General features: G+C 51.9%; 14 protein-coding genes. 6 read left to right on the top strand and 8 right to left on the bottom strand.

Annotation, left to right across the window (positions count from 1 at the left end; all coding sequences use genetic code 11):
• Positions 1 to 99: 99 nt before the first annotated feature.
• The 7 genes from LKK83_RS13700 to LKK83_RS13670 form a co-directional block, all read right to left on the bottom strand.
• On the bottom strand, positions 100 to 945 hold the full coding sequence (locus tag LKK83_RS13700; protein WP_324631729.1) for a DUF1206 domain-containing protein: 846 nt from the start codon (positions 943 to 945) through the stop codon (positions 100 to 102).
• Positions 946 to 1283: 338 nt separating this feature from the next.
• A complete protein-coding gene (locus LKK83_RS13695) occupies positions 1284 to 2234 on the bottom strand; it encodes a 2OG-Fe(II) oxygenase (protein WP_324631728.1) in 951 nt (316 codons plus the stop codon).
• A gap of 148 nt (positions 2235 to 2382) precedes the next feature.
• The gene (locus LKK83_RS13690) at positions 2383 to 3252 is read right to left on the bottom strand and encodes a 2OG-Fe(II) oxygenase (RefSeq protein ID WP_324631727.1); all 870 of its coding nucleotides are present in this window, start codon (positions 3250 to 3252) and stop codon (positions 2383 to 2385) included.
• Positions 3253 to 3289: 37 nt separating this feature from the next.
• Positions 3290 to 4348, bottom strand: a complete 1059-nt coding sequence (locus LKK83_RS13685; protein WP_324631731.1) for a cupin-like domain-containing protein — start codon at positions 4346 to 4348, stop codon at positions 3290 to 3292.
• Positions 4349 to 4544: 196 nt separating this feature from the next.
• Positions 4545 to 5654 (bottom strand): cupin-like domain-containing protein, encoded by a 1110-nt coding sequence (locus LKK83_RS13680; RefSeq protein WP_324631726.1) that lies wholly within the window; start codon positions 5652 to 5654, stop codon positions 4545 to 4547.
• A 159-nt stretch (positions 5655 to 5813) separates the two neighbouring features.
• A complete protein-coding gene (gene purH, locus LKK83_RS13675; protein ID WP_324631725.1) occupies positions 5814 to 7379 on the bottom strand; it encodes a bifunctional phosphoribosylaminoimidazolecarboxamide formyltransferase/IMP cyclohydrolase in 1566 nt (521 codons plus the stop codon).
• A 291-nt stretch (positions 7380 to 7670) separates the two neighbouring features.
• Positions 7671 to 7814 carry a hypothetical protein gene (locus LKK83_RS13670; RefSeq protein WP_324631724.1) on the bottom strand — a complete coding sequence of 48 codons (144 nt, stop codon included), beginning with the start codon at positions 7812 to 7814 and terminating at the stop codon, positions 7671 to 7673.
• 76 nt (positions 7815 to 7890) lie between these two features.
• On the opposite strand from LKK83_RS13670, the gene LKK83_RS13665 reads away from it, so the two are divergent.
• The 6 genes from LKK83_RS13665 (at position 7891) to LKK83_RS13645 (ending at position 14562) form a co-directional block, all read left to right on the top strand.
• A complete protein-coding gene (locus tag LKK83_RS13665) occupies positions 7891 to 11232 on the top strand; it encodes a two-partner secretion domain-containing protein (protein ID WP_324631723.1) in 3342 nt (1113 codons plus the stop codon).
• A 116-nt stretch (positions 11233 to 11348) separates the two neighbouring features.
• Complete coding sequence (locus tag LKK83_RS13660) at positions 11349 to 11993, top strand: alpha/beta hydrolase (RefSeq protein ID WP_324631722.1); 645 nt, start codon at positions 11349 to 11351, stop codon at positions 11991 to 11993.
• A gap of 311 nt (positions 11994 to 12304) precedes the next feature.
• Positions 12305 to 12517: a protein IsiD gene (gene isiD / locus LKK83_RS13655; RefSeq protein ID WP_324631721.1), complete on the top strand. Its 213-nt coding sequence runs from the start codon at positions 12305 to 12307 to the stop codon at positions 12515 to 12517.
• Between the two features lie 27 nt (positions 12518 to 12544).
• A complete protein-coding gene (coaBC, locus tag LKK83_RS13650; protein WP_324631720.1) occupies positions 12545 to 13804 on the top strand; it encodes a bifunctional phosphopantothenoylcysteine decarboxylase/phosphopantothenate--cysteine ligase CoaBC in 1260 nt (419 codons plus the stop codon).
• Positions 13805 to 14092: 288 nt separating this feature from the next.
• Positions 14093 to 14275 (top strand): heterocyst-inhibiting protein PatX, encoded by a 183-nt coding sequence (gene patX / locus LKK83_RS32015; protein WP_442957313.1) that lies wholly within the window; start codon positions 14093 to 14095, stop codon positions 14273 to 14275.
• 77 nt (positions 14276 to 14352) lie between these two features.
• Positions 14353 to 14562: a hypothetical protein gene (locus LKK83_RS13645; protein ID WP_324631719.1), complete on the top strand. Its 210-nt coding sequence runs from the start codon at positions 14353 to 14355 to the stop codon at positions 14560 to 14562.
• 101 nt (positions 14563 to 14663) lie between these two features.
• On the opposite strand, the gene LKK83_RS13640 is transcribed toward LKK83_RS13645, so the two are convergent.
• Complete coding sequence (locus tag LKK83_RS13640) at positions 14664 to 15485, bottom strand: pentapeptide repeat-containing protein (RefSeq protein WP_324631718.1); 822 nt, start codon at positions 15483 to 15485, stop codon at positions 14664 to 14666.
• Between the last annotated feature and the right edge of the window lie 187 nt (positions 15486 to 15672).

The raw sequence follows: 15672 nt of genomic DNA, 5'->3' as shown, positions 1-15672 counted from the left end.
GCGATTTCAATCGCCCGCCTTTTATTAGTCCGCGTAGGCGGACTTAGCCTGCCCAGGCGCGATTTCAATCGCCCGCCCTTCCCCGGCAATCCCCCGCTATTATTGCCCCGCACTCACCGCTTCTCCCGGATCGATATTCGGGGCTATAATCCGACGATAGCGAGCTTGTACCCCCATATAGATACCATAGGCCACCAGACCCAGTGCCAGCAATCCCATCAACCAAGGGCCATAGGGCTGCCGCAACAGGGTATCGAGTACCCCTGCAAGTCCTCTAGCTTCGCTGGCATCCGACTGATAGGCAGCTTGCAAGAGGAAAAAGCCGATAATCACGAAAACCACGCCCCGGGCGACTAAGCCGAATTTCGCGATTCGAACCGCCCATTTTTCTTCTTTGAGGCTCATTTCTCGCACTTTTAACTTTTTGCGGAACTTGGCCGTAAATGCTTTATAGAAATGATAAAAGCCAACCCCAACGACGATCGCGCCCACAACGCCCACCAACCAGCGCCCAAAGGGTTGTGACATCAAGCGGGCCGTCCAGCCTTGGGTGGAGGTGCCACCGCCTCCAGTGCTTTGGGAACCGGAAACCATGCCCACCGCCGTCAATGCTAACGCACCATAGATAATCCCGCTGATGGCATATCCGATGCGCTTTCCAATGCCTTTGGCATCGGAACCGTGATGTTCCGGATCCACGATCGCCTCTACGAAGCGCCACAGCACGTATCCAAACAATCCGATCGCCACTAAAGTGAGTAAAATCTGTCCGAAAGGCTGACTGATTATCGTTTGTAGCGCGCCTTTGGTGTCGGTGGTTTTTCCGCCGCCGGTAAATGCCGCCTGCACCGCCAGCACTCCCACAAGGGCATACACTATGCCTTTCGCCGCATACCCAAACCGCGCCAAGCGATCGATCCATTCTGATGAAGAGTTTTGTGTCATCGTCTTTTACTCAAATTATTGTCGTTTTGTTATCCTGATGTTGGAATTCAAATGATTAGCCTGAAAGTAGCCCCCGCAGAGGGGTGGCGCGCTCAGATTGCACTATCAAATCACTAACAAACTACTTCCTTTATTCTCAGCCCTGCATCTATCCAAAGGCCGATATCCTTCTCTATCTAAAGGATTAAATTGGTGAAGCGACGCCATTTTAGGGGAAATATTGTAGGGATTAAATTCGATGGGAATTTCCCCGAAAGTCTTGCAGTTTCTAACGTTAACCCTGGATAAAACAGGTGGAGTTGTAGAGACGCGCTGTCGCGCATCTCTACTCTAATCCATCAAGATGCATAACGGATCCAACCGTTAAACGTAAAGCGACTGTCCGCAAACTCTCGCGAGGGGCAACTGACGGGCATCACTTCATGGCAATAGCTGCTGAGGAAAAATACGATGCTGTTGTTGCGCGGTTGAATGTCGGTGAAAGATTCCGCCTGAGAATATAAAGTCTCGCTAAGTTTCCAAGAATCGTACAGTCGCAAGGCCCCGCCGTTATACTGCTGCGGTTCTCGATGGAAATAGTAAACGTAGCTAATAATTCGCGTGGCAGTTTCGGTATCCCCATTGTCGTTGTGAACCTTATAATAATGCCCGTCATTGTGAGCGGTTATTTGACCTTCGATTTGCGCGATTTCAAACAGGGAGAGGCCAAGTTGTTGCACCACTTGGGGGAAAGCATCTCGGATGCGATTTTTTATCAACTGGTCAAACGCTTCATCAAAATAGTATAATATTTTCGATTGACGATGAGTGGGATCGTTACTTCCGACTTTGCTGCTTTCAAACTCTGGCTGTTTGTGCAACACATACTGTAGCAGGCGCTGGTTGTCTGCTGGAGAGAGGAAGTTTTCCATCAGCACATATCGCGAGGAGATTAACTGCGGATTTTGCCCATTGTCGGATTGCGGTTGCGGTTGCGGTTGCGGTTGCGGCGCGGAAACCACTTCGTTATTGGCGGTTAGGGACAAATCCTCCAGAGAAATCGGCGGATCGGTGGCGATCGCCACAATCGATTCGCTGGGAAAGTACAGCGTTGCACCCCCTTCTTCCATTGGAATCTGAAACAACCGACTCCCTGACTCTGGATTTTGCGACCCCTGCGCCATCGCTTCGAGGAGTTGGCGCAAAAGCGGCGCATTAGCAGGAAGTTCGAGTTCGCACTGATGTCCTCCCGCAATCAGTAGCATCACGTGAACCGTTTGGATATTCGTTTGCGCGAAAGTGGATGTCATATCAATTTACCTGCGATAAGTGTAACCTGGAACTGAGATCTGGCGATTCCTCAGAAAGTACCCGCGATCGCGGGTACTTTCTGAAAATCCTATCATTCACCGGTTCAAATTCGGCATATCCGGCATCAAACTTTCCGCGATCGCTTCCTTAACTTTTCCGCAACCACCCCTTCACCTTAAAACAGCGATCGCTAAACGCCGGCGAATTCCCCCTCACGGGCAACACTTCATAACTGTCGCTGCTGAAGAAAAACACCACACTATTATTGCGCGGTTCTACAGTTTGAAAAGTCTCCGCCGGATTCAAACTCTCTCCCTCAATTTTGCTATTGTAAATCAGCAATTCACCCCCGGTAAACGGTTTCGGTTCTCGAGAGAAATAATACACAAAATTCAGCACTCTGACCGCCGTTTCTGGCGACCCATCGTCCCGGGTCATCGGTTCGGGTTTTCCCTCAGAGTCGGGAATCGCCACCGCCTCAATTAACGGAAGCGGAAAATCCGGAATTCCTAAGCGCAGCAAAACATCCGGAAGCACCGCGCCCACCCGATTTAAAATCAGTTCTCGAAACGGCGCAAAAGAATCCGGCGTCGGAAGCTGCACCCCACTAATTTCCATCCCGGAAGACTGGGGCAAACAGGTTTCTAAAAGGCGCTGATACTCCCCGTGTGGCAGAAAATCATCCAGTTGTACCACCCGCGATTCAATCACCTGCACTGGAGAAACCGATGCAGATTGCGCCATCGTTTCTGCCGCATTTGTCACCTGCATCGGTTGCAGTTCGATCGCCGGATCGGTGGCGATCGCCACTAGGGATTGACCGACAATGTAAACCGTCGAATTATCTTCATCCCCCATCGGAATTTCAAACAGGCGATCGCGGTTTTCCCGGGGATTTATCAGCGCTTGGAATAGCTCCCGCAACAGTGGCGCATCTGCTGCAAGGGAGAATTCGCACTGATGCCCTCCCACCATTAACAGCATCACCTGCACCGTTTTCGACTCAGTTTCTATCACCTTTTTCCTCCTCCATAACCTGCCATTGTCTCTGGATTTACTCGTACTCGTTAGGAAACACAAAATTCATCAGCGAAACCGAAACTGCAATATCCAACGCCTTCACATGATGCCACCATCCCACGGGCATAAACAACACTTCTCCCGGTTCCAATACTGTCTCGATAATATTGACATTCTCCAGCAGCGGGAATTGCTCGTAATCTGGATTTTCTAAGTCAATGTAACTGTGATAGCGCCCGCGATTGTAAAGCAAATGTTTGTGATTCGGAGAAATCAGCTTGATTCGCTTGCGTCCGTACACTTGACACAAAAAGGTATTGAGAGAATCAAAATGCAGCGGCGTAATGGTGCCCGCAGGACCGAACCAAAAGGTCATTTGAGCCGGGTCGGGTTTGACCTCTAAATACTCCGAAAACATCTCCATATCGGCAAAAAGTCCCTGCATTTTTGGTCGATGAAAGGTGCCGTTATAAGCGCCGATGTAATAGTCATTGGTTTCCCCACCATTGATGACTTTATCCACAAAGGTGCCAAGGGACATCATTACCTGGTGTTTATCGCGCTCAATTTCGTAGTCCGGATTCGATTCGCGATTGACTTGTACCCCTACCATTGCATCGCCGTATTTTTCCCGAAAATATTCTGGCGTCCACAAAGACAAAGCGGGCCAGTTGTGCATCAAATCCGTAAAAATCACCGGGGTATTCGTAGCATAGTATTTTTCTAAAAACTCCGCTCGCGGAATTTTTGTTATTCGCTCTATTTTACCATGATTTGGCGACAGTTTTTCGAGTTGACGATAAATTTCTAATTGCCATTCTAGTTGTTGCACGGTTTTGCTGTGGTTCGTGGCGGATGGCGATCGCTTCTCCACCGCGATCGCCTCTCGCGGTACGGGCGGATCCGTCGCGATCGCCACTAACGATTCCCCCGGGAAATACAAACAGCTTTTCCCCGACTCCATCGGCACTCGAAACAGTTTTTGCCCCTCATTCCCCCTTGGATTTCTCAGCGCCGCAAACAACTCCCGCAGCAGCGGCGCATCTGCATTTAAAGAAAATTCGCACTGATGACCCCCTTTTAATAAGAGCATCACCTGAAAAACTTTACTCGATGTACTTCCCATTTGTCCCGATTGACTCAATGTATTTTCACCCTTTATTGTATCCGTTGATTTGCTGATAGCAAGCGTCAATTTTTTGGCTTGTTTTTAACTCGTTCCCAGCATGAGCTGGGAACGCCTTGCCCGAGGATGAACCTGCACTTTTACTAAAAAAAAGCAGAAGGTATTACTCCACTTGATAATGATTGGGAAACCAAAAATTAGTAAACGACACAGAGATGGCGATATCCAGAGAATTCACATGATGCCACCAGCCGATTGGTATAAAAATCACTTCTCCGGGATGTAATATTTCATCAATCACATCCACTTCTTTAAACCGAGGATATTTTTCATAATCGGGATTTTCTAAATCCACTTCACTGTAAACTCCCACCTGATTGTAAACCAAATGCTTTTGATTGGGAGAAATCAATCGCAACCGCTTGCAACCATAAACCTGTGCCAGCAAGATATTGCCCGGGTCGTGGTGCAGGGGAGTAATGGTACCTTGCGGACCGAACCAAAAGAAACTTTGACCCAAAGCTTGATTGGGGTCGAGATATTCCGAAAAAATTTCGATATCCCGATAAAGTCCTTGCAACTCTCCTTTGTGCAAATTGCCATTATACGGAACCATATAATAGTCATTTGTCGGACCGCCATTCACCACCAAATCCGTATAGTCAGCGAACCGCATCATCTGCTTGTGCTTTTCTTTTTCCCGTTCGAATAGCGGGTTAGATTCGCGGTTGAACTGCACCTCCACCATCACCGAACCGTATTTTTGCTTGAGATACTCTGGCGTCCAGAGAGAAAGGGCTTTCCAATTCTCCATCAAATCGGTAAAAATCACCGGGGTATTGGTGGCATAGTATTTTTCAAAAAACTCCCCTCGGGAGATTTTGGTGCGGCGTTCTATTTTGCCAAAATTCGGCGAGAGTTTTTCCAGTTCTCGATAAATCCCGAGCTGAATTTCCAGTTTGTGGGCGTGAGTAGCATAATAATCGATATGAGATTGTAATTGTTGCGCTTGTTCCGCGAGTAATTCTCGGGCAACTTGGAAATAAGGATTCGCCGAAACTGCCTGCACTTCCGCCACAGCGATGCGAATATCGATACCATGTTCGACTAAAATCTGAACCAGTTGGCCGTCGGAAAGGTTTCGCATTTTGTTAATTGCAATCCATTTTTTCCACTCATCGGGAAGGGTGGATCGGTACTCAGCGGGATGAGCGGTTGTCGGGGAAGAATCTGTGGTTTTTGCAGTGGAGACAGTTTGAGGATTGGGCATCATCTGTGGTTTCCTTTAGCAGTAAATTGGGGTTGAGCGGACGATGGTTTATCCGATTTTACCCTCACCGGGACAGATGTAGGGTGGGTAGTGCCCACCCTAACCGATGGCCTTGAAAAAAGGCACTATGGGTGAAAATCAAGCGACGGAGAGGGGATGCGCTTAGTGCCAGAAGTGGCGTTTGCCGGTAAATGCCATTGCGATGCCGAGTTCGTTAGCGGCGTTGATGGAGTCGCGATCGCGCTTGCTTCCGCCCGGTTGGACGATCGCCACAATTCCTGCAGCAGCAGCAGTTCTCACTGAATCATCGAAGGGGAAAAACGCATCCGATGCCAACACGGCACCCTGGGTTTTTTCACCGGCTTGTTCTAGAGCAATTTTAGCCGCACCCACCCGATTCATTTGACCTGCGCCGACGCCGACGGTAACGCGATCGCGCGTCACTACAATCGCATTGGATTTCACATGTTTGACCACTTTCCAAGCAAACAGCAATTCTTCTAATTCACTCTCCGTCGGTTGCTTTTCGGTGACGATTTCCCAATCATCGGGGAGTTGCATCAGGGTATCGTTTTCTTGGACCAAAAAACCACCGGCGATCGCCTTCACCGTATGCTGCGGCCCACGGGTTAAATCTGCCAAGGTTAACACCCGCAAATTCGACTTTTTCTGAAGCACTTCGCGCGCTTCCGGTTCGCAATCCGGTGCCACAATACACTCTAAAAACGTCTTTTTCATTTCCGATGCAGTGGCGGCATCAATCGGACGATTGAGGGCGACAATACCGCCAAATGCGGAAACCGAATCCGCCGCAAATGCCTTTTGATACGCTTCCACTAACGTGCTTCCCAATGCCATCCCGCAGGGATTGGTATGTTTGAGTACGGCGGCGGCGGGGGGCGCATCGGGACCGATAAATTCAGCAATCAAACTGCGCGCGGCTTCTAAATCCACCAAGTTATTGTAACTGAGTTCTTTGCCTTGCAGTTTTGTCGCCCCGGACCACCCGCTGGGATTGGCCCCCACTTGATACCACGCCGCCGATTGATGGGGATTTTCGCCGTAGCGCAGGGCTTGTACTTGCTCGCCGCTGAGGCCAAATTTGGCGGGCATCGGGGAGCTTTCCGGGGAGTGTACCAACGGTTGATTCCCCAGATAAGTGGCGATCGCGTGGTCGTAGGTGGCGGTATGCCAGAATGCTTCTACCGCACAACCCTGGCGAAAATCGGGGGAAGGGTTGCCCTGATTGTCGCGCAACTCCTGCAAATAGGCATCGTATTGCGCCGGGTTACACAGTACGGTTAAATAGCCATAGTTTTTCGCCGCCGCCCTCAGCAGGGTTGGACCGCCGATGTCGATATTTTCGATCGCTTGCGGTAAGGTGACATCCGCTTTGACGATGGTTTGCTCGAAGGGGTAGAGGTTCACCACCACTAAATCGATGGGGCGAATGTTGTTGTTGTCCATATCTTCCACATCCTCCGACACCTCCCGCCGCGCCAGAATTCCCCCATGAATTCGCGGATGCAGGGTTTTCACCCGTCCGCCCAAAATCTCCGGGGATCCGGTGTAGTCGGACACTTTGGTGACGGCTAAACCCGCGTCTTGCAAGGCTTTTGCCGTACCACCACTGCTGATGAACTCGAAGTCGAATTCCTCTGCTAGACTCCGCGCGAGTTCGACTAACCCGGTTTTGTCCGATACGCTTAATAGAGCTAAACGCGCCATAAATCCCTCTTCCTTTCAGAGATTGCAAATTTGCCTTTACTAGAATAATGCTTCATTTGCTTTTTCTGCAGAATGTAAGATTTCTTTTGGATTTCCCCCCGCTGACGCCACCCCCCTCCCCTTTTGGCGGTGGCGCTTATCCGAATGCAGGTTTTGTCGCATTCTATACTAGAGTAGGAACTTCTCGCTCGCTATTTTGGCGCGAGTCTCTTTTTGTGCTAAACCCCCTCATTCGCTTGGGAATTTTTTATCCGCATACGATATCTCGAGTTTATACAAAATGCATTTTTCTCACAATAAGGTTAACCCTTGAGGGGCAAAGATGGCAATGCCGCGAGCGGATTTGCCCCCGGAAGCGGAAAACCAGTGGCGCGCTGCCAAAACAGCGATCGCCAATCTGCCGTGATATAGTAGGGGTTGACCCCTTTTTGCCAATTGTATGCACCCTTGTCGTCGTGGTTTCCATCCCTGTAGCCTGAAGCAGAAAAAGGCATGGCGCGCCCTGTGTCTGGTGTCACTTTCATGGGGATTACTATCCAAAGCGGCGATCGGGCAAATTGTCCCGGATGCCACTCTTCCCGTCAACTCCATCGTGACGCCAGAGGGGCAGACCCGAGTCATCACCGGGGGCACGGAAGCTGGGGGTAACTTATTTCATAGCTTTCGGGAATTTAACGTGCCCACCGGGGGAGTGGCGTACTTCGACAACGCACCCGCCATTCACAATATCTTCACTCGCATCACCGGAGGAACCCGATCGCAAATCGACGGTTTGCTGCAAACCAACGGTACCGCGAACCTATTCTTATTAAACCCGGCGGGAATCATCTTCGGTCCGCATGCCAGGCTCAACGTCGGCGGCTCCTTTTTTGCCAGTAGTGCCGAGGCGATCGCCTTTGCCGATCGCACCCAATTTAGCGCCACACCCAGGGACACTCCCCCATTGCTCACCATCAGCGTCCCCCTGGGATTGCAACTCGGGCCAAACCCGGAATCCGTCGCCGTTAACGGGGCAATCCTCCAGGTTCCCCCCGGCGAAACCCTTTCCTTCGTCGGCGCTGACATCGCCATCGCCCACAGCGAATTAAACGCCCCTGGGGGACAAATTCGCCTCCACTCCCTAGGCGAGGGCTTTTCTCCCCTCTCCCCCACCACCGCCACCCCGCCACAACCGACTCACTTCCACCCCATCACCCTCGCCAACACCACCGTGAATGCCAGTGGCGAGGGGGGTGGAGACATTCAACTGCAAGGGAGTCGCATTTCCCTGCGCGACAATTCCACGATTGTTGCCGATACCCTGGGGTCTCAACCGGGCATCGGCATCGAGATCCGCGCCCAAAAATTGCAACTGCGCGATCGCTCCTTTATCTCCGCCTCCACCTTGGGATCCGGTACCGGGGGCAATCTCGCGATTCGCGCCACCGACTCCCTGGAAATCCTGGGAGGCGGTAGCTATCAAGAAATCCTCGATAACCTGTTTCAAAACAACGTCACCACTCCCGCCGAGATTGCCAGCGGGATATTTGCCCTGAGTTTTGCCACCGGCAAGGCGGGGACTCTCAGGGTGGAAACCCCAACCCTGGCAATGAGTAACGGCGCTTATATTTCTACGGCAACCTTCGGTCGCGGCACCGGCGGCACTTTGAATGTGAGAGCCAACCGTATCACACTGAGTGCCTCGCAACTGTTTGCCGATAACTTTGGCAATGGCGATGCCGGAAACGTTACCGTCAGCGCCGACAGCCTGCGGGTTGTAGAAGGAGGCGCGATCGCCGCCTCCACCTTTGGCGAAGGTCGCGGAGGCACGGTAAATATCACCGCCTCCGACTCCCTAGAACTGATCGGAACCACCCCCAACAATCGATTTAACAGCGGCATATTTGCCAGTGCCTATTCCGAAGCCACGAAACCTGCCGGCAACTTGAACCTGACCACCGGACGTTTAAGCCTGCGCCAGGGAGCCTCCGTGGGTGCAGCCACCTTTGGTGCCGCCCCTGGGGGAACCCTGAATATTCGGGCAGAGCGGGTAGAAGTGAGCGGTACTAGCACCAACGGCGAACATTACAGCCGATTGGATACCGCCAGTCATGGAGCGGGCACAGCGGGAGACTTGCGGATAGATACAGGAACTCTCATGGTGCGCGATAGCGGATTAATTCTCACTGCATCCTTTGGCACCGGCGCGGGGGGGAATCTGACCATCCGCGCCTCCGAGTCCGTAGAGCTAATCGGCACCGATACATTTGATTTGGTCAGGGAAGTGGAAGCCGGAACATTCGACCCGACTAAAGTGCGAGATGGATTGTTTACCGCCACCAGCGGTCCTGGGAATGCCGGTTCGCTCACTATCGAAACCCGTCACTTCAGCGCCCGCAACCAAGCCAATGTTTCCACCAGTACCTTAACCGAAGGGGATGGAGGAAATTTGATGCTGCGCGCCGAGGACAAGGTAGAGTTAAATAACTCCTTTTTAGTGACTGGGACGGCGGGTATCGGTGCGGCGGGGGGATTAATGTTGGAAACCAACCGATTGCTTCTGGGGGATAACGCGGCGATCGCCACCTCCACCTTGGGCGCAGGTCCGGGGGGAGATTTAACCATTACCGCCTCGGAGTCGGTGGACCTGAGCGATGGGTCCATCCTCCTGACCACCTCCGATAGTACGGGAAATGCCGGGTCGTTAACGATTACCACCGGGGATTTGAGGCTCACAAACAACGCTGAGATTGCCACCGCTAGCGTGGGGCAGGGAAATGGGGGAAATTTACAAATTACTGCCTCGGAGTCGGTGGAACTGCGGGATGGGAGTGGGTTGCTCACTTCCACCTTTGGCATGGGAGATGCGGGATGGTTAGCGATTCAAACCGATCGCTTGAGTGTGACGAACGAATCGGGAATCGTTACCTCAACCTGGGCCGAGGGTAGCGGGGGGAATTTGGCGATCGCCGCCTCGGAGTCGGTGGAACTGACAAACGCCAGTGCATTCCTCACCGAAACTTTCGACAGCGGACCTGCCGGCGATTTGAACATTACCGCGCGATCGCTGACCCTCAATGATGGAACCATTACCGTAAGTTCTCAAGCATCCGGAGAAGCCGGCAACCTCCACATCGCCACGGATCTCCTCTATTTAGTCAATGGCGAACTGTTAGCCGCCACCGCCTCCGGTCAGGGCGGAAACATCGAACTTCAAGTGGGTAATCGCATCGGAATGCGGCAAAATTCGCGAATTTCTGCCGAAGCGATCGGCACCGGCAATGGAGGCAACATCACCATCAATACCGATTTAATCGGTCTGCTGGAAAGCAGCAAAATTCGCGCCAATGCGGTACAAGGTCAAGGAGGTAATATCCAAATTGACACTCGCGGACTCTTGAGTCGCCCGGGTCAGATTACCGCCAGTTCACAACAGGGCATCGATGGCGTGGTTCGGGTGGATACGCCAGAGATTGACCCCAGTCATGGATTGATTCCTCTGCCCACGGAAGTGGTGGATACCCTGGGGTGGGTGTTTTCCAGTTGTGGCCCCGAGTCGGACAGTAGTTTCTACGTCACCGGGCGCGGCGGTTTGCCCCCTAGCCCTAACGATCCGCTTAGCACTCACTCTCCATTGGTGGATCTGGGATTCGCTTCTTTCCGGGGACTGGCAGGCGATCGCCGCCGCCGTTCTTCCCAGCGATCGCAGTTGCGATCGCCTCCGACTCCTCCTTTGGTGGAAGCCCAAGGCTGGGTGGTGAATGGCAACGGAGACATTCAGCTTACCGCCGAAGTGCCCCACCCCACCCCACACTCACCCTGGCATGGGAACCGGGTATGCTTACCACAAATAAAGCCAAGTGTCAAGAGTTAAGGGGATTTTTTTACCGAACCAGGGCAAAACCAGCAAAATTTGCAAGAAGCAGCAGGGGGGGCACCGATAAGCGATTAAAATAGAGAAGGCCAGTTACATTCCACGGAGCAGTCCCGGTGTCTCTAGAAGCCATCACCATTCCACCCACAACCGAGCGATCGCCCGCAAGTCTGGTGGTCATGCTACACGGCTGGGGAGCCAATTGCCATGACTTAGCTCCCCTCGCCCCCGCCCTGAATCTTCCCGACTGCTTATTTTTATTCCCCGATGCGCCCTTTCCCCATCCCCAAGTGCCGGGGGGGAAAATGTGGTACGACCTAGAGCGCGAAGACGAACGGGGATTGTTAGAAAGTCGCCAACGGCTTTATGATTGGCTGAAATCCCTAGAAAGCAGCACGGGGGTGCCGTTGGAGCGCACCATTTTAAGTGGGTTTTCCCAAGGCGGCGCGATGACCCTGGATGTGGGATTGCAATTGCCCGTAGCGGGTTTAGTGTCCATGAGCGGGTATTTACATGGGGAACCGGAACCCACTGGCGATCGCTTGCCCCCCACCTTGATAATGCACGGCACCCTAGACCCGATCGTGCCCCTAAAGGCAGCACATCAGGCGCGCGATCGCTTCGCCAAACTCGGCGTCTTCCTGGAATACCGGGAACTGATGATGGGTCATGAAATTCTACCGGAACAGGTGGAGGAAATGCGAACCTTTGTGGCGGAGGTGTTGTCCGGGGCAGTTCAACCGAATGTTGAGAAGCCTTAAGTTTTCTGCCACAATCGGCGGCGATCGGTTACAATCAAAAGTCGAAACGGGATTGCTTTGCCACCGAGTGGTCGGCTCTGTCGCTCGCCCTCCCACCGCTTGCCCGGGAAAACACTCCCCTTGTGTCGTTCCGCGCAAGCTGAGATAATTGAGCGACGCCTACTTACCCGGAAAAATCCATCGATTTTGGCAGGAATTCCACGCTCTTGGTTTGCGCAAACAGGTACATCCCGCCCCGCTTTCCTATCTCGGTTTCATCCAAAATGATAACGGGAGTTTTCAGGGGGTTTTGCAAGATGGAGGCACCAACGATGGGAACCACAACGTTTGACCAGCACCAGATTGCGGCCATGACGCCAGAGGAAATCGAGACCCTAGCGTTACGTCTGGAGCAAGATGACTACAACGATCCCTTCGAGGGGTTGAATGATTGGCATCTGCTGCGGGCGATCGCTTTTCAGCGTCCCGAACTGGTGGAACCGTATATTTATTTATTGGATCTCGAGCCTTACGACGAAGCTTAACAAAACGCACTGCGGTCAGGAGGAAGGATGAATCCAGAATCAAAACCACCCAACCCCCCAGAATCATTCCCTTCCTCCTTCCATAACCAACGCATTCTGATTGGCATTACCGGGGGGATTGCCGCCTATAAAGTTTGTCAGGTGATTTCTGCCCTAGCCAAAGCTGGGGCGGAAGTTCGCGCTATTCTCACTTCCGGTGCGGCACAATTTATTACCCCCCTCACTGTGGCTACTCTGTGCCGTCATCCCGCCTACACTGACGCGGATTTCTGGCAACCCACCCACCACAGACCGCTGCATATCGAGTTGGGAGAGTGGGCGCAGGTATTGGCGATCGCCCCGCTGACGGCGAATACCCTGGCCAAGTTGACCGCTGGAATGGCAGATAATCTGCTGACGAATACGGTTTTGGCCTCCAGGTGCCCGGTGTTGTTAGCCCCCGCCGCCAACACCGATATGTGGAATCAGCCGGTCACGCAACGCAATTGGCGTCAGATTCATGCCGACGATCGCTATCATAGTTTGGCACCGGGCAGGGGTATTTTAGCCTGCGATCGCGTGGGTTCCGGTCGCATGGCCGAACCGGATCGGATTTTAGCACATTTGGAATCTTTGCTGCAAACCCAGGGAAAGCGAGATTTACGCGGTCAGCGGGTGTTGATTAGTGGGGGGGGAACCCGGGAGTATTTGGATCCGGTGCGGTTTATCGGCAATCCAGCGACGGGTAAAATGGGCGTGGCATTGGCCCAGGCGGCGTTGCATCGCGGTGCGGAAGTGACCTTGGTACATGGTCCGCTCGATCGCGGATTGCTCGATGGAATTCCGGAAGTCCGGGCGATCGCCGTTACCACTGCAGCACAAATGCAGCAGGCAATGGTAGAGTGTTTTCCCCATGCGGATTTAATTGTCATGTCCGCCGCCGTGGCAGATGTGAAACCGAACAGCTACAGTGCCCAGAAGTTGCCCAAGCGATCGCTCCCCGAGGCGTTAGGGTTAGAGTCGGTTCCGGATATTATCGCACAACTGAGCGCCCGCAAGCAACCCCATCAGCGGTTAATCGGGTTTGCGGCTCAAACTGGGGATATCGTCACCCCCGCCCGGGAAAAATTGCAACGGAAAAATTTAGATGCGATCGTGGCTAATCCCATCGATCTGCCCGCCGCCGGCTTTGGCAGCGATCGCAACCAGGCGATCGTACTCGAGGCGGGCGGACGTCAGCAGGCGATCGAACCTTGCAGCAAGCTGACCTTAGCCCACCGTCTGTTTGATTTCCTCGCCCAGGGTTAAATAGGGGAAACCCTTTCATCTCATGTTCGTCCGCAATCCGCCTGTTACAAGTCGGCTTTGGGATTATCTCCCCCTATTTGCTAACCGGAGCGCTTCATGCAAATTTAACCGTTAAAAACAAATAAATTACTCTGAAAATAGATATCGATCGGGGTATTATTCTAGAATAAACAAAAAATAAAACGGCCAGAAAACTGACAAATAATTATTTTTTATTGGCGGGTTAAACGGATCGAGCGATCGCCTCTGCGTAAAGAGAAATAGAAAGCTCTGATACGGAACTTGCTTATGCTACGTAGCTACACTTCTTTAGTTTTATCCAGCCTATTGTTCGTCGGTCTAGCGGTCAACTTCCTTAACATTGAATCTCACAAATCGGAAGAATTCTTTGGCACGCTGTCCGATCGCGTATCATCGGCTCGCATAGAATCCGGAGACGAAACGGCTCCCCATCGGGGTAGTGGACGCTAGGCAAAATTTTTCTATTGTCCCGAACTTTCGGGAAACCTCTGTAGAGAGGAATAGAAAGGCACTCGAATTACCGTCAGATGTATAAATATCAGATTGGTTTTGTTTTAACTTCTTTGTTATTTTGCGCCAGCGTTCATTTTGTCGAACTTAGCGATAAGGCGATAACAAAGTTGCAATTGAAAGAGCATCATATTCCACAGGTTGTCGCACAACTCGCAACCGATGAAGATGCCGAAGGTTCGCATCGTGGAGGGAGTCGGCGGGATAGTGCGATCGATGTTTTTTAAATTTCCTACCGTCCGTGCATCTAGCACGGCGGTACTTGGCAAGCGAATAATGGAAAAAGCCCGGTATTTATACCGGGCTTTGTGTATTTTCTCCCTTGTCCTTAAGAAGGTAATCCAGGACGAGGCAAACCTAAATGATTGGAACCCGAATGCAGGGAAGAATTGGTATGTAGAACGCTGACATAAGAAGACATATTCGGGTGCGTATGAGCGGAAGAAGGGTGACGCTCCGGGGGAGTCCGCATTCCAGAAACCGGATTTTCTTGGTATAAACCAATCGCACCATCGAGCTTTGCCTGTGCTAAATTTGCGCCACTGAGATCGGCTCCCGTCAAATTGGCACCATTGAGATTCGCATTTAATAAATTTGCGTTTCTCAAGTTAACCCCACTGAGATTCGCATCGCTGAGATCTGCTTCCACTAATCGGGCATTACTTAAATCCGCATTCGATAAATTAGCCCCGATTAACTGAGTGTGACCGAGATTTGCGCCGGCGAGATTGACGCCACTCATTTGAGCCGTGTGCAGGTTGGCACCAATTAAGTTTGCTCCCTCTAAAGAAGCACCGCTGAGATTAGAATTTTGGAGCTGAGAATTGACCAAAGTTGCAAATACTAAATCGGCCCCTCCGAGTTCGGCTTCATTCAGTTTAGCGTCGAGTAGGTTCACCCCTTTAGCATCAATCCCACTCAGGTCGCTACGGGCTAAATCAGCCGCCACTAAATTGGCAAAGCTAAGTTCGGCCCCGCTTAAATTAGCTTGATTGAGATTGGTGCCATTCAGGTTAGCAAACATCAGCTTAGCGCCGCTTAGATCGGCATTCGCTAGATTGAGTCGAGTTAATTGGGCATCTCGGAGATCGCCACCTTGGCATTGCTTGGTTGCTAGTAACCGTTTGATGTGCGCGTTATTTGCTGACATATTTCTTCCTCTGATTGTAATCCCCCACGGTTCGGCGATCGGACCTCGGGGTTATAATGCTTCGTAAGAATGATGTGGGCTTTGTCCCCGTCATTTTTCTTTCAAAAAACCACTGTTACTTACACCAGCCGCGATTGACGTTCAGGACAATTGGAATGAGGGAGTTCTCGAAGGTCGAGTTAGGCGA

This window comes from Phormidium sp. CCY1219, from assembly GCF_035615515.1.
Classification (GTDB): domain Bacteria; phylum Cyanobacteriota; class Cyanobacteriia; order Cyanobacteriales; family Laspinemataceae; genus CCY1219.
The sequence above is the reverse complement of the archived record's forward strand: the minus strand, read 5'-3'. Positions and strand labels throughout refer to the sequence as shown.

Excerpts from the sequence above, each read along its gene's own strand:
- purH (WP_324631725.1), bottom strand. The coding sequence starts at position 7,379 with ATGGCGCGTTTAGCTCTATTAAGCGTATCGGACAAAACCGGGTTAGTC.
- LKK83_RS13695 (WP_324631728.1), bottom strand. The coding sequence starts at position 2,234 with ATGACATCCACTTTCGCGCAAACGAATATCCAAACGGTTCACGTGATG.
- LKK83_RS13645 (WP_324631719.1), top strand. The coding sequence starts at position 14,353 with ATGTATAAATATCAGATTGGTTTTGTTTTAACTTCTTTGTTATTTTGC.
- patX (WP_442957313.1), top strand. The coding sequence starts at position 14,093 with ATGCTACGTAGCTACACTTCTTTAGTTTTATCCAGCCTATTGTTCGTC.
- coaBC (WP_324631720.1), top strand. The coding sequence starts at position 12,545 with ATGAATCCAGAATCAAAACCACCCAACCCCCCAGAATCATTCCCTTCC.
- isiD (WP_324631721.1), top strand. The coding sequence starts at position 12,305 with ATGGGAACCACAACGTTTGACCAGCACCAGATTGCGGCCATGACGCCA.
- LKK83_RS13640 (WP_324631718.1), bottom strand. The coding sequence starts at position 15,485 with ATGTCAGCAAATAACGCGCACATCAAACGGTTACTAGCAACCAAGCAA.
- LKK83_RS13680 (WP_324631726.1), bottom strand. The coding sequence starts at position 5,654 with ATGATGCCCAATCCTCAAACTGTCTCCACTGCAAAAACCACAGATTCT.
- LKK83_RS13700 (WP_324631729.1), bottom strand. The coding sequence starts at position 945 with ATGACACAAAACTCTTCATCAGAATGGATCGATCGCTTGGCGCGGTTT.
- LKK83_RS13685 (WP_324631731.1), bottom strand. The coding sequence starts at position 4,348 with ATGCTCTTATTAAAAGGGGGTCATCAGTGCGAATTTTCTTTAAATGCA.